We start from the raw sequence: 13,826 nt of genomic DNA, 5'->3' as shown, positions 1-13,826 counted from the left end.
CTGAACCGCCACGGCCCAGGATCACGACGCGCTTCATAGCCGCCATAGTTCCAGGCCGGTTCTGGGACTCCTACTCGTTAACGGTGCGCAGCGGACCGGTGTCATGCTGCAGCGACCTCGGGCCCTTCGACGAGGTGACCGTTCCAACAGCCCCGCCGCCGAGCCGAGGAACTGCTCCAGCGCGGGCACGAAATCCCCCGAGGGCGGCCCGTGCAGGTAGAGCAGCGGCAGCACCTCACTCACCTTGGGCGACTTGCAGCACCACGGCGGCAGGATCTTCGAGGAGAGCCTCATCCGCCCGCCGGTGGCCGCGTCCACCCGCTTGTCGTTCACGCGCGGGGCCGTGACCTCGACAGGACCCGCGGCGGTGGTCACGGTGCGAGGCCGGTGGTGACCGTTACGGACCACCATGCGCCGCCCGACCTCGTCCCTCTCGGCGGCCAACTCGGCTATGTACTGGTTGACTTCGGCCTCCAGTGCGGCGGCGAGCATCCGACGGGCGTCCTCGCGGACGATCTCGTCGATCAGGAAGCCGGACTCGGTCGAGCCGTCGGCGTTCACTACGCTGAGCACGGGCGTGCCTTCCCGACCCGAGCTGCGAACGCGGGCCTACTCGGTGACTTGTCGATCAATCACCCGGGAAAGTACGCCCTTCGCGCGCTCCCGGGGAGCCCCGCCAGGTCAGAGCTTCTCCCTTCACCCCGGCGGGAGATGGCTGTTCGTCGCGAACCAGGCGAGCAACACGGTGAACCTCTTCAGCGTCGACCCATGGTCGGGACAACTGACGGACACCGGCGCGTCCGTACCCGTGCCGAAACCCGACTGCATCACCTTCAGCCGGCGCTGAGCCCACGTCGCGAGCGGTGCCCGGTTCACAGCGAGCGCAGCAGCTCGGAGATCCGTTCAGCGACCTTCGCGGCCGCGCCCCGGGCGTACCGGGAGTTCATGGCCTCGTAGGTGATCCGGTCGTAACTCATGTTATCCGCCATGTATTTGGCGGAGTCGTTCGTCATGGTGACGACACAGGTGGCGGGGAAGGGTGAAGCCGCCCTCATGTATAGGCCGGTGAGAGCGTTCAACTCCGCCTGCACGCGGGCGAGGACGGTGTCATTCGATGCGGGCGACCACGACCGGGGCCTCGTGGAGCACGCGCAGGGGTGGGGTGGCGGCGGTGGTACGGATCTGTTCGGCGACCCGCACCGCCTGACCGTGTCACCGATCCGCTCATCACAGAGGGCGTCCCGCTGGACGCCCACGCGGCAGGTGCCGCGGACGAAGCCGGCCCGGGCCCGACTTGCGCAAGTCGAACTTCACGACCCGCGGGCGAGGTTGAGGGAGCTGGGGAGCAGAGACGGTGGTCGTGCATCGCCGAGCAGGAAGAAAGGGTGCTCAGACGCTGTCAACCCTACGTGGTGCAACTTCAGGGTGCGCGGCGGAAGCTGTGAGTGTGGCTGACACCGCTTGTCGCAGTTCTTGAAACGACCACAGCGTGAGACGACTCAACCGCGGGCGGGATGGACGCCGAGGCGTGCATCTGGAGCCTCCGTTCCTCCATCCTGACAGGAGCCCCTGTGAGCTTGCGAGACGTCCCGCACCCTGACCACGACACCGAGGAGTTCGGCCGCCGCGGTTTCCTCGGGAGCGCCGTCGGCACCGCGGCCGGTGCCACGCTGCTGGGCGGCCTGACGGCCGGGCCCGCGTCGGCCGCCTCCCGCGCCACCGCCGATCATCCGGTGCGTACGCGGTCCGGTCTGGTGACCGGTGTCCCGGCCGCCCTGGACGGGATCACCGTGTAAAAGGGCATCCCTTACGCGGCCTCGACCGCGGGCGCGAACCGCTGGCGCGCGTCGCAGCCCGCGCTGTACTGGAAGGGCGTACGCGCGGCCGACACCTGGGGTGCCGCCTGCCCTCAGCCGGTCACCGGCATCGCAGCCGACAAGGTGCCACCGCTGAGCGAGGACTGCCTGAACCTCAACATCTGGACGGGCGCAGCCGGTTCCAGTAGGCGCTGCCCGGTGTTCGTGTGGATCTACGGTGGTCGCAACTCCGCCATGTGGGCCTCACAGCCGGTCTACGACGGTGCCAACCTGGCAGCCAAAGCGGAGACCACCTTCGGCGACCGGGCGGCGGAGTTCCTGGCGCTCTACCCGGCGGGCACCGACACGGAGGCGGTCGCGCAGGACAACAACTACGCGCGCGACGAGGAACGTGTCTCCACCTTCCTGTGGGGCACCCAGTTCCGCAACACCGCCACGTCCTCGTACGTCGCGAACTTCGTAGCCACCGGCAACCCCAACGGCCGCTCCCTGCCCGCCTGGCCCGCCCTGCGCACGACGAAGCCGCTCTCCATGGAACTCGGCGACCACTTCACCACCCTCCCGGCGGCCGACAGCGACGCCAAGTACGCCTTCCTGAAGGACTGTCTACAGTCCCAGACAACGGCATATTGATCCTGAGGGGGGCACAAGGACAGCGGCGGCCGTTCGTTTGTGAGGCGGGGCTGCCGCCGCCCAGCCGCTCAGTTGCGCGCCATGAAGGGCGCCCGATGGGCATCTGCCCTGTTCAGGCGACCTTTTTCTGCGTCTCGAAGAAGCCCGACTTCTTCGGCGAGTAGCTCACCAGGAGGTTCTTCGTCTGCTGGTGGTACACGGGCTACACGTTGCTGACCAGTGCAAATGGCGACTTCCCGCACTCGGAGCGGTTCGTTGGCCCGGGAACGGTCCGGATCTTGACCGCGAGCGGTTGTTCGGCGTCGGCTCGTCTCGCATGTGCGGGCAGTCGGCAGTGCTCTGATCGGTTCCCCGAACTCGATCCTGCCCAACGGCATCCTCGGCGGCTGAGCTGGTGAGGTGGGGCCGCCGACCTGCTTGTCGTTGGGCGCGACCCGCGAGCGCCAGCCGGAACCTCCGCGGTACGGGCAGCCGCCGAAACGGTCGAAGCTGCTTGCAGGACCTGCACATCCCATGCTCACCATGAGAGGCGATCTCTCAACAGCCGGTCCACCCGGTGTCCTTGACGCATCTCCCCGAACCGCGGGGTGCGACCTGTCGGAGGGCCCTGCGCCCCACGGGGCGACGCACGGGCGCGCCGCCGACGGACCGGCTCCAGAGGAGGCCCAGGCCCACACTGCTCGTCCGCGCGCTGGTTCTCTCCACGCGGACCGTGCCCAACTGCTCTGCTCCATCGGGTAATTGACGTGGCGGTCGGGGGGCTGCTTCACTGGAGCAGTGGCTGAGCCACTAGACCAAGAAGTCGCTGAACCAGTGGGCCACTAGACCAGTGAGCCGCTGAACCATTGACCGAAGCCTGGGAGATCCTCCGTGGCCGTCGAAAGCATTCCGCGCCGAACCGTGGTCGACCTGCTTGAAGCACGGCTGCGTGACGACATCCTGAGCGGCACCCACGAACCCGGATCCCTGCTGCCCCCCGAGAGGGAGCTGGCCGCCGGGTACGGGGTCACCCGTACGACCTTGAAGCACGCGCTGACCCGGTTGGAGCAGGCGGGACTGCTGAGCACCCGGCACGGCATCGGCACGCGCATCCTGGATTACCTGCGGGTCGGCGGCGCCGACCTGCTTCCGATGCTGGCCGCACAGGACCCCACGTGGCTGCGGGAGGTCTTCGAGGTGCGGCGGCAGATCGGCACTCTGATCGCCGGCCGCGCGGCCGACCGGCGCACGGAACGACAGGCCCGGCGGCTGGAACACCTGCTGCGTCAGGTCGCGGACGGCCCGAACGCCGACGCCGTCCAGCTCGCCGACGTGGAAGTGCATCGCGAACTGGCGCGGGCCACGGGGAACCGGGTCTATGTGCTCCTCACGAACACGCTGTTCAACGCCTACCTTCCGGTACGGGCCTCGCTGCGGGCGCCGTTCGAGGACGCGGCGCGGGCGACGGACCGGCTCGCGCCGGTGGTACGGGCCGTGGTCGACCGGGACGGCGAGGGGGCGCGGCGCGCGGCGGAGGCGTATCTGGCCGGCACCGAGAAGATCATGCTCGGTTCGCTGAGCAGTTCTCGCGGGCGGCCGACCGCCGACGGTCTCCGGTAGCCGCGCTTCCCGGCGGAGACTCCGGGCCCCCCGGCTCCCGTCGAGGCGAGGTGTGTGCGGCGAGGCGGCCCGGCCTCGGAGTGGCCCCGATCATGCACGGATGCCCGTTCATCCCACGTTTCCTTCATTGTCATGCATAGGTCAAGGCTGACGCCCTGGTGAACGCCCGGCGGGGGCGGGACCAGGCGCGTGGCTGCGACCCCTCAGGTGCCCGAGGCCATCCGGGCCCATCACCCCCAGGACGGCCGCCCGTTCACCGTGGGCGCGGCGGCGACCAACAACACAAGGAGCATGGTGAGCAGATCAAGCAAGAGACGCAGCGTCCTCATCGGCGTGATGCTGTCCGCGGTCATCGGCGGCACCGTCCAGCCCGCGATCGCCGCGCCGGTGCGGGACGCGGGGGGCCGGGCCACGCCGTTCGGGCAGTCTCCGGTGCGGTCGACCGAGCGGGAGATCGCGCGGGCGCTGTCCGCCTCGCTGCGCGACCCGCAGTGGCGCGAGCAGGTCCGTGCGGCCGCGCTCGGCACCGAGGACGTGGACCTCCAGGCGCTGGCGGGCCGGACCGCCGCTCCGGAGGGCAAGAACCTGTTCGCTTCCGTCTCTGCCGCGGACCGTCGCATCGCGGGCCTGAAGGGCCTGCCCGCGTCGACCGGGTCGCTGCTGCGGGTCCGGCTGGGCGCGCCGTCCATGCGGTCGCACCTGAACGCCGATGTCGCCCCCTGGATCGCCGTCGCCGCGACCGCCGACGACGCCAAGAGCATCACGGCCTACGACAGCCAGGGCCACGCCCACGCCGTCGACACCGCACGGGTCCCCGACCGCCCGCTGTACGTCCTGGACATCGACGTCACCAAGGCTCACCGGGCCGGCCTGAAAGTGCTGCAGAAGGCCTTCGCCGACAAGGGGCTGACCTCCCTCCCGTCGAAGGCAGCCAACAGCGCCGACGCCGCCGCGGCGGGGTGGTGGGCGACCAAGGTCACGGCCGTCGAGGTGAACGACGACCAGGAGCCCTGGTTCAAGGGATCCGCCGAGATGTTCTCGCTGGTGACCGGCTTCGGCCAGGACGGCGCGGCGCGCGTCGACTCGGTGGACATGCCCTATCTGGACTACGACGGCACCGTCTACTACCCGAACCAGATCCTGGTCAACTGGTCGAACTACAAGTACAACCTGGCCGACGTCGTCATGATGGAGGACGACGACGGCACCAACTACCGTGCGCTGGCACAGGCGATCACCACGGCGCTGCTCACCGTGACGGACCAAGGCACCTATATCCCGTTGGTGAACGCGGTCCTGAGCGCGATCCCCGACAGCTGGTTCACCGACGATCCCGACTACGTGGAGTCCTGGTACACCCTCGCCCAGAATTCCTCGGGCCGGCTGAATGGCGCCTCGGGCAACGGCTGGATGACCGTCGAGCCCTACTTCGTCGAGGAGTTCTAGACCTCGCACGCCAGCGCGGACCGGCCGCCGCGCGTCGGTGAACGCGCCGGTCCGCGCCGAGGACACGGCCGTCGTGCCGGAGGCCGCATGCCCCCGACACCACGGCGCAGCCGTGCCCGGCACTGACCAAGAGGGGTGCCTGCCGGACATCTGACCTGGTCGGGCACCCCTTTTCTGCGACTGGAAGAAGCCCAGCCGCTTCGCCGAGCAGGACACCAGGAGGTGCTTCGTCTGCTGGTGATACATGGTCTGCGCGCCTCTGAGCAGCACGAATGCGGTTGAGGGAGCGGTGTGTCGGCCCTAGTTGCGGGGAGAGGTTCCGGGAGCCGGGGAGGCCGAGCTCGGCTACATGTTCCTCCCGAAGACGGTCAGCCGGGCGTTACGGTGAGACACGAAGACCTCCGTGCGGTGAGTTCCTAGACAGCTCCCACCACACCGGAGGTCTTCGCCATGATCAAGCACCGGCGAGTGCCAACAACGCTCGTGATCAATACACCTAGACCGTCAACGACCCCTCGGTGCGCCTCGCGGTGAAGCCGGGGTTCACAGAGGTGGAGCGGTTCGAGGAGTACGGCGCTCAGCGGTGGTTCGGCGTGTGGTACTCGTCGTCCGGCTTCAGGACCGGACACGGAACGGGGCGGGCAGGGCGTAGGGCGACGTCACGGGGTATCTACTTCACGGCCGGTGTTCTGGTCGTGGGCCAGGGCGTGGGTGACCGCGGTGGTGCTCTCGTACAGGACCCGGTACTGGGTGAACCGGCGGTCGTAGACACCCGCGGTGGCGGGATCGGGCCGGACCACCGATTCCGCCGGATTCCAGGCCGCGATGTCCGGTCGGCCGATCAGCCCGGCGGCGAGGAAGGCGGCACCGTAGCCGGCACCGATGGTCGTGCGGGCGACGATCTGTTCGAGACCGGTGACATCGCTGACGATCTGAGGCCACAGTCCGCCCCGGGTGCCGCCGCCGACCGCCACGATCCGCCGGATGTCGGCGCCGGCCGCGAGCATCGTCTCGACGTTGTGCCGGACACCGTAGGCGGTGGCCTCCAGCGCCGCCCGCATCAGGTCGGCCCGGGTGTGACCCAGCGTCAGGCCCGCGATCACGCCCCGGGCGTCGGGGTCCATCACGGGTGTCCGTTCCCCGGCGAAGTACGGCAGCATCACCAGGCCGTTCGCACCCGGGGGCGAGGCGGCCGCCTCGTCGAAGAGCACGCCGAGGTCGACGTCGCCGAAGAGGTGCCCGAGCCAGTCGGTGACGGCTCCGGAGGTGGCCATACCGCCGGCCAGGCAACGGGTGCCGGGCAGGGCGCCGACCGTGGACCACATCGACGGGCTGGTCACGAGCCGGTCGACGGTGTTCACCAGGAACATCGTGGTGCCGTACATCAGCATCAGGTCACCGACGCCGTGGCCGCCGACGCTGATGGCCTCGCTCCAGGCGTCGATCGTCCCCACGATGACCGGCGTCCCGGCCGGGACGCCAGCGACGGGCGTGCTCACCCGGCCGGCCTCCTCGCCCGGCCAGCGCAGCGGGGGGAGTTCGATGCCGGGTGCGATGTGCTCGGCCCACTCGGGGATCCAGCGCTGCTCGTGGATGTCGAACAGCGGGGTGCACTGGCTGGCGGAATGCAGGTCCAGCACGTAGGCGCCGGTCAGCCGGTGGGCGAGCCACGAGGCAGGCATGAGGAGGCGGCGGGCGCGTGCCCACACCCCGGGCTCCCGCTCGCTGATCCAGGCGAGTTTCGGCCCGACGGCCTGGGACGACAGCGCCGAACCGCACCTGCGGAAGACGGTGTCCGACCCCAACTCTCGGTTCAGCCGGGCGATCTGTTCCTCGGCGCGGGTGTCCACCCCGTACAGCACCGCCGGACGCACCGGCTCTCCCGCGTCATCGACCAGAAGGGTGCACGGGCCCATGCCGCTGACTCCGACAGCGCGGACGGTGACGTCGTCGCGATCGAGCAACTCGGCCGCGAGCGAGACGAACTCGTCCCACCACACATGTGCGTCCATCTCGACGTGCCCCGGCCTGGGACGGTCGACGACGTGACTGCGTACGGCCTCACCCAGGATGCGGCCGGCAGTGTCGACCACCACGCCCTTGGTGCTGGAGGTGCCAACGTCAACTCCGAAGACGACGTCGATCATGTACTGCCTCCCTTGGCGCAGGGTGCGCCACCGTAGGTTGTCGCTCGGTCCGGCGGGCGGCCGCGGTTCAGCCGGACGGTTGCCGGAGATGTCGTCACATCTGTACCTCGGACGAGCGCGGCGGAGTCCCCCCGGGTCTCCATGGCAGAACCCAAATACCGGATCCGCGCCCAGTACACGGACTTCTTGGTCTGCTGGTGGTACAGAGGTAACGCATCGCTGACCAGCGCAAAAAGCGCCCGTCGAGACTTTGGCGGGATCGCCGGCCCGGAAATGGTCCGGATCTTGACCGATGCGGTCGCTCGGCCTGGGTGGCCGCCCGCGGTGCCACGCAGCGGTCGGAGCCGGAAAAAAATGGGGGGTGCCACCTACTGCGCCCGCTCGCGCTCCGCTGAGATCGATCTTGCTGGTGCTGGGCTACTTCCCGGGGGCTTCGAGCTGCCGGGGTATGGCGCCGGCACGCAGTTCCAGTGAAGAGGGGGTGCTGCAGGCCACTCGCGTCACGCTGGGGCTGCCGGCTCACCGGATCGGCCAGCTCTCCGAGCAGATCCGGGATGTGGACGCTCGTCTGGCCGGGCTCGTCAAATGTCATGCCCCGCAGCTGCTCGACGTGGTGGGGATCGGTCCGGACACGGCCGTCGCTTTGCTGATCACGGTGGGGGACAACCCGGAACGGCTGGGCAGTGAGGCGTCCTTCGCCGCTTTGCGCGGGGTGAGTCCTGTCGAGCGTTCTTCGGGACGTCGGCAGTTCCGTCGCCTCAACCGCGGTGGCGATCATCAGGTGAGCGGAGCGAGGCTGCCGAGGGGCAGCATCTCCAGGCGGAACTGCCGGCCCGCCCAGCGCTACGGCGAGGGGGGCCGCTGCGGGGAGCGGAGTACGAGCAGGGTGATCTCGCTGGGGGCGAAGACGCGGAACGGCGGGCCCCAGAAGCCGGTGCCGCGGCTGGTGTAGAGGAGGGTGCGGGCGCCGTGGCGGCTGAGGCCGGCGAGGGCGGGCTGGTCGATGCGGACCAGGTGGTGGAAGGGCCAGATCTGGCCGCCGTGGGTGTGGCCGGAGAGTTGGAGGTCGACGCCGTCGGCTGCCGCCCGGTCGACGAACTTGGGCTGGTGGGCCAGGAGCAGGACGGGGTGGTCGGGGTTGGCGCCGGCAAGGGCTCCGGCGAGATGGGCGCGGTGGCCGGCCAGGCCGGAGGATTCGGCGGTGACGTCGTCCACGCCGGCGACGACGAGGGTGTCGCCGCCGCGTTCGAGCAGCAGATGGCGGTTGCGCAGCGGTTCCCAGCCCAGCTCGTCCATCAGGTCGACCCAGCCCTGGGCCTCGCTGTAGTACTCGTGGTTGCCGGTGACGTAGACCCGGGCCCGGGTGGCCTGCACGGTGCCGAGTGGGGCGGCTTGGGCGCGGCGGCGTTCGGCCGTGCCGTCCGCGATGTCTCCGGTGTGGCAGACCAGGTCGGCCTGCAGAGTGTTCACCGTCTCGCAGACCCGCGCCGACCAGCGGGCGCGGTCGAGTGGACCGTAGTGGGTGTCGGTGATGAGGACGACGCGCGTGCCGTCCAACCCGGCCCCCAGGCGTGGAAGTTGCACGTCGAGGCGGCGTACCCGTGGTACCCGGCGGGCCTCGGCGTAGCCCCAGGCGAGCAGCACGGCGGCTGCGCCGAGGACCGCCCAGGTGACGATCCGGGCCCGGTCCTGGCTGTCGCCGACGCCACTCACGGTCAGGGCGAGCCGCAGCAGGATGCCGAGCAGAACGGACCAGGTGAACAGGACCCAGATGGTGCCCAGCAAGGTGTCCCCGACGATCGCCGCCCAGTCCTGCTGCCGTCGGCCGTGACCGCGCACCATCGCGAGCGGCATGCCGATCAGGCCGAGGGCGAACAGGGCGGTGCCGGCCAGAGCGACAGGGAGCGGCCAGTGCTGGCCGGCGTGCAGCAGCAGCCAGCAGGGCACGGTCCACAGCAGGACGGGGGCGATCAGGGGGAGGTAGCGCATCAGGCGCTGCAGCCGGCTCCGCTGGGTCTCGTGGGCTGCACTGTCGGCGGATCGGGTTTCGCTGGTGTCGGTCACGCTTCCCCTCCTTAAGCAACCGGGCTGCCGTCGGGCGCACTGTATCCGGCCGTCTCCGGGCCGGTCGGACGGGGTGTTCATGGTGGGCAGCCCCATGCAGTGAAGGGGTCTTTGCCGGGCGGCAAGACTCCGCTGCGGCGGCCGGGGTGCCGACTACTACAGCCCCGGCCCCCGGGGGGCTGATCTCGGTCCCCGGGAACACCCTGTTCGCGCGGGCGGTCGCCGGGAGGCGCATGTTCTGGCCGGGCAAGCCCGACCAACCGCACGCCCTGCACTACCTGCCGGATCTCGCGCGGGCACTCGTGATGCCGGCCGACAGCGAGGCCCGGGTGATCCACGCGGCGCGGGACGACCGGAAGCAACGGCTCGATCCGCGCCCACAGCTCATCCGACACGATCCACGGCAGCTGCTCACCCCTTCTTATGTGCAGGCTAACGTCTCATCAGACGGCAGTATTCCAAGGCAAGTTGCACATTCTGTTGGGAATTCCAAGGGCACGCTTTGGGTACGGTGCCGTCAGGGGAGAGTCGGCAGCGGCTCGGTAGGCCCTTCCAGGCTCGGACGCCTTGACGCGCATGCCGACGGAGCGGCGTCGTCGCGATTGTGCACATCGCACAGCGCGGCGACGGTTGGACACGAGTTCCAGCGGGAGGAATTGAGTCTGAAGCTGCTTGCCCGCCAGTGAGCCAAACTGTGCCTCAAGTCGCCGGAAGGCACCGGGGGGGTGCGTTCCAGGGACTGCTCCTGTGTCGCCGTCATGGCTGGCCGAACCGCTGCGGGAACGGCTGTGGTGTTGACGGCATGCCGGCGGTGGCCGCGGGCGTCGCCCCGTTGTCGCTGGGAGCGACTGCCCCAAGGGCGGCGGCCAGGTAACGCTGAACGATGTCCAGTTCGCCTGGGGTGAAGCCCTCGGCCGCCTCGACCAGGTTGGCGATGAGTGGGCCGAAAAAGGACCAGCCCAGCTCCACAGCTTTCTGTTCCACCGTCAGCACGACGCGTCGTCGGTCGCTCTCATCTCGTCCGCGACGGACGAGTCCCCGGCGCTCCAGTCGGTCGAGCAGGGCAGTGGTGCCCGCCGAATTGAGCCGTAGCGCCGTACCGAGCCGTCCCGGGGTGACGTCGGTACCGGCTCGTCCGGCATCAAGCAGGCAGATGAGAGCCCGCAGATCGGTCGGGTGCAGACCGTTTCGCGCGGCGAATTCGGCACCGCGGAGGTCGAGTTCCACGGTCACTGCACGCAGGAGATGGACCAGCCGCATCGCGGGGTCGATGGCATCACTCACTGGGCTACTATCTCGCCGAGCGAGATAGTTGGTCAACGAGACGACGCCTGAAGGGTTCACCGTGTCCTCATCCCAAGCGTTCTTCGCCGCCTACGACGCGCTGCTCGCCCGCTGGCCCACCGGTGTCACCGAGATCGACGTTCCCACCCCGTACGGCACCACCCGCGTCCACGCCTACGGCCCCGCCGAAGGCACCCCGCTCCTGCTCCTGCACGGCGGCGGCTCCACCGGCGCGGTCTGGTTCGCCAATGCCCCGGCACTTGGCACGCATCACCGGGTGCTGGCCGTCGACATCCTCGGCGATGCCGGGCACAGCATCCCGGACGGGCGCCCGCTGCGCACCACCACCGACCTGATGGGCTGGCTGGATGCGCTGCTCGACGGCCTCGCCGTGCCCCGCGCGCACCTCGTGGGCCACTCCTACGGCGCCTGGATCGCCCTGACCTACGCCCTGCACGCCGCACCGCGGGTCGACCGGCTGGTACTGCTCGACCCGACCCAGTGCTTCGCCGGCTTCCGCCCGGGTTTCCTGCTGCGCTCGCTGCCGGTACTGCTGCGCCCGACGGAAGCCCGCGCCCGCGCCTACGTGGACCGCGAGACGGCTGGGACGGACACCGACCCGGGCTGGAAGCGGCTCTATGCCCTGGCGGTCTCGGGCTTCGCGCATCGGAAACTGGTCGTCGGCCGCCGCCCGGATCCCACGGGGCTCAGTGTTCCGCTGCTGGTCCTTCTCGCAGGCCGTAGCGGCGCCCACGACACCGCGAGAGTCGCAGCCCGCGCCCGCAAGGCCGTACCGGACGCCCGGATCGAGATCCTGGCCGAGCTCACCCACTTCGCCATGCCCACCGCCACACCCGCACAGACGAACCGCCGGATCACCGACTTCCTGACAGGCAACCAGGAGAAGCAAGCCGCCCTGGGCACGGTGTGAGGGAGATCGAGCGGAGCGGCTTGCGCCGAGGCTGTTCAGCCGGGCCACGGACCGTGATGATCGTGTCCGCGAGGTCGAAGAAGGCGTCGACGGCAGCGGCGCGACGGGCGAGCCGGTGATGGGCGTCCAGCCGGACGCGGTGGCGTTCGACGTGCGTACCGCCGGCTCGCCTGGATCCGTGCCTCCACGCCCTGGTGCGCGACGCGGCCATGTTGTTGACGCGCCATGAACATTTCCAGCCCCGCTCTCGGCGTCACTTGGCTGCGTGCTCAATCACGGGTCGGGTCCGCTGGACAGCCGGCCGACTTCGGGAGCGGCGCGGACGGTCAGAGTGGCCGCAGGCCAACGCGAGACGGCGCTCGATGAGGGCCCTTTGACTGGCCGCGGATCGGGTCAGGTGCCGTCAGCCCAGCTCCGGCGGCGTCCAGTCGGCATGTCGCAGGATGGCGTAGACGGTCGTGCGGGAGGGGGCCAGCCGGAGAGCGGTGTTGCGCAGGGCGATGGCCAGGGGGTGGATGAGTTGTTGGCCCATCCGGCCGGCCTGACGGGAGGCGCGCGCGACGGACTGGCTGCGCGGGCGGCGCTCGGTGTCGTAACGGGCCGTCGCCGCTTCGACGGTGGGCTCGGTGGCCAGTGCGGTGGCCGGCACGGCCGCGTCCTCCAGTGCCTGGCAGGCCCCTGACCGAGGTTCGGCGTCATGACGTGGGCGGCATCGCCGAGCAGGGCGATCCGGCCCGCGGTCAAGGTGGGCAGGGAGGTCGTCAACTCATGGATGTCGTGGTGCAGGACGGCGTCGGGCCGGGTGGCGTCCAGCAGCGCGGGGATCGGATCGTGCCAGTCGCCGAAGCGGCGGTGCATCGCGGCAAGGGCGTCCGTATGCCGCACCCCGGGCGGCGAGTTGAGCACCGCGTGCCACTCGGGCGGCAGCGCCGCGCGCAGTACGCGGTGCAGCGCGGCCCGGGGGATGCCCGCGATCGGCGTGCCCAGCTCACGCGCTGCGCGACACACACGTCCGTGTCGCGCAGCGGCCCGTCGGGCCAGGCTCTACGGGACGATCCCGCGCGGTGCGTTGGACGTCGGAGTTGCGGTCCGTCGACCACGCGGAATCGCTTCCCGTTCCGGCGCCCAAATGGTGGCCAGGACTTAGTGCGAGGACGCTCGGCATTCCGCGAGGATCGACCGAGCCGGACTCACCGGCGGTCAGGCCGCGAGGGAGGCCTCGATTGCCTGCGTGCCCTTCTCGAGGGCCGCCTCGAGCTGAGGAGAGGCCATCCCGTTGACCGAGATGAACTCCACGTCGGTGATGCCGACGAAGGCGAGCGCGCTGCGCAGGTAGGGAGCGTGGAAGTCCATCGCGGCGAAGGCGGGGTCGTCGAAGTCGCTGCCGGAGGCACGGATCACGATGGCCTTCTTGCCGGCCAGCAGGCCTTGGGGGCCCTCGGAGCCGTAGGCGAAGGTGCGCCCTGCCATGAAGATCTGATCGATCCAGGCCTTGAAGGCTGCCGGGACATTGAAGTTGTAGACGGGCACGCCCAGCAGCAGAACGTCTGCGGCTTCGACCTCGCGGATCAGCTCTTCGGCGGCTGAGACAGCGGTGGCGGAGTCGGCGGTGTGGTACTCGGGGGGAGCGAAGACGCCGGTGATCCAGTCCTCGCTGACGAAGGCGGGAGCCTGCAGCGACACATCGCGGTAGGTGACCGTTCCCTCCGGATTCGCGCTCTTCCAGGCAGCCGCGTACTGCGCGGACAGCTGGCGGGTGAGGGAGCCGGCGTTGCGTGCGCTCGAGTCGATGTGGAGCAGGTGGGACATGGTTTTTCGTACCTTCTGTTCAGCGGCGCGGGGCCGGTGGGGCCAGCGGGTAGCGGTGCGGTTCACCGCTACTGGAAGCGAAGGTAATAGTTCTGG

The 13,826-nt window shown here is 69.8% G+C and carries 12 protein-coding genes and 3 pseudogenes; 8 read left to right on the top strand and 7 right to left on the bottom strand.

Translation table 11 applies throughout. The annotated features are described in order from the left end of the window. Positions 1–147: 147 nt before the first annotated feature. Positions 148–573, bottom strand: a pseudogene (locus OG568_RS06415) (transposase); the annotation flags it as partial. Between the two features lie 4 nt (positions 574–577). Here OG568_RS06415 and OG568_RS06410 point away from each other — a divergent pair. Further along, positions 578–847: a beta-propeller fold lactonase family protein gene (locus OG568_RS06410; protein WP_329530670.1), complete on the top strand. Its 270-nt coding sequence runs from the start codon at positions 578–580 to the stop codon at positions 845–847. 25 nt (positions 848–872) lie between these two features. Here the strand turns inward: OG568_RS06410 and OG568_RS06405 are convergent, their stop codons facing one another. Further along, positions 873–1,013: a hypothetical protein gene (locus tag OG568_RS06405; RefSeq protein WP_329530669.1), complete on the bottom strand. Its 141-nt coding sequence runs from the start codon at positions 1,011–1,013 to the stop codon at positions 873–875. A 558-nt stretch (positions 1,014–1,571) separates the two neighbouring features. Between OG568_RS06405 and OG568_RS06400 the strand changes: the two genes are divergently transcribed. The 5 genes and pseudogenes from OG568_RS06400 to OG568_RS06380 form a co-directional block, all read left to right on the top strand. Continuing rightward, entirely contained in the window at positions 1,572–1,796 is a 225-nt protein-coding gene (locus OG568_RS06400; protein WP_329530668.1) for a hypothetical protein, read from the top strand. A gap of 6 nt (positions 1,797–1,802) precedes the next feature. Further along, entirely contained in the window at positions 1,803–2,450 is a 648-nt protein-coding gene (locus tag OG568_RS06395) for a carboxylesterase family protein (RefSeq protein WP_329536275.1), read from the top strand. An 870-nt stretch (positions 2,451–3,320) separates the two neighbouring features. Continuing rightward, positions 3,321–4,049, top strand: a complete 729-nt coding sequence (locus OG568_RS06390) for a FadR/GntR family transcriptional regulator (protein ID WP_329530667.1) — start codon at positions 3,321–3,323, stop codon at positions 4,047–4,049. A 189-nt stretch (positions 4,050–4,238) separates the two neighbouring features. After that, entirely contained in the window at positions 4,239–5,495 is a 1,257-nt protein-coding gene (locus tag OG568_RS06385; RefSeq protein WP_329530666.1) for a DUF3103 family protein, read from the top strand. 500 nt (positions 5,496–5,995) lie between these two features. After that, positions 5,996–6,094: pseudogene (locus OG568_RS06380) on the top strand (GNAT family N-acetyltransferase); the annotation flags it as partial. A gap of 60 nt (positions 6,095–6,154) precedes the next feature. Here the strand turns inward: OG568_RS06380 and OG568_RS06375 are convergent. Next, a complete protein-coding gene (locus OG568_RS06375; protein WP_329530665.1) occupies positions 6,155–7,642 on the bottom strand; it encodes an FGGY-family carbohydrate kinase in 1,488 nt (495 codons plus the stop codon). 292 nt (positions 7,643–7,934) lie between these two features. Here OG568_RS06375 and OG568_RS06370 point away from each other — a divergent pair, with 292 nt between their 5' ends. Beyond that, the gene (locus tag OG568_RS06370) at positions 7,935–8,594 is read left to right on the top strand and encodes a transposase (protein ID WP_329530664.1); all 660 of its coding nucleotides are present in this window, start codon (positions 7,935–7,937) and stop codon (positions 8,592–8,594) included. On the opposite strand, the gene OG568_RS06365 is transcribed toward OG568_RS06370, so the two are convergent. Together OG568_RS06365 and OG568_RS06360 are read right to left on the bottom strand one after the other, a co-directional pair. Further along, a complete protein-coding gene (locus tag OG568_RS06365; RefSeq protein WP_329530663.1) occupies positions 8,486–9,706 on the bottom strand; it encodes a metallophosphoesterase in 1,221 nt (406 codons plus the stop codon). The genes OG568_RS06370 and OG568_RS06365 overlap by 109 nt on opposite strands. Before the next feature lie 756 nt (positions 9,707–10,462). Beyond that, positions 10,463–10,966 carry a MarR family winged helix-turn-helix transcriptional regulator gene (locus OG568_RS06360; RefSeq protein ID WP_329536274.1) on the bottom strand — a complete coding sequence of 168 codons (504 nt, stop codon included), beginning with the start codon at positions 10,964–10,966 and terminating at the stop codon, positions 10,463–10,465. A gap of 85 nt (positions 10,967–11,051) precedes the next feature. On the opposite strand from OG568_RS06360, the gene OG568_RS06355 reads away from it, so the two are divergent. After that, positions 11,052–11,921: an alpha/beta fold hydrolase gene (locus OG568_RS06355; RefSeq protein WP_329530662.1), complete on the top strand. Its 870-nt coding sequence runs from the start codon at positions 11,052–11,054 to the stop codon at positions 11,919–11,921. 403 nt (positions 11,922–12,324) lie between these two features. Here OG568_RS06355 and OG568_RS06350 read toward each other — a convergent pair. Further along, positions 12,325–12,839, bottom strand: a pseudogene (locus OG568_RS06350) (FAD-dependent monooxygenase); the annotation flags it as partial. 282 nt (positions 12,840–13,121) lie between these two features. Beyond that, complete coding sequence (locus tag OG568_RS06345; RefSeq protein ID WP_329530661.1) at positions 13,122–13,730, bottom strand: FMN-dependent NADH-azoreductase; 609 nt, start codon at positions 13,728–13,730, stop codon at positions 13,122–13,124. Between the last annotated feature and the right edge of the window lie 96 nt (positions 13,731–13,826).

The organism is Streptomyces sp. NBC_01450 (assembly GCF_036227505.1).
GTDB lineage: Bacteria > Actinomycetota > Actinomycetes > Streptomycetales > Streptomycetaceae > Streptomyces.
The sequence above is the reverse complement of the archived record's forward strand: the minus strand, read 5'-3'. Positions and strand labels throughout refer to the sequence as shown.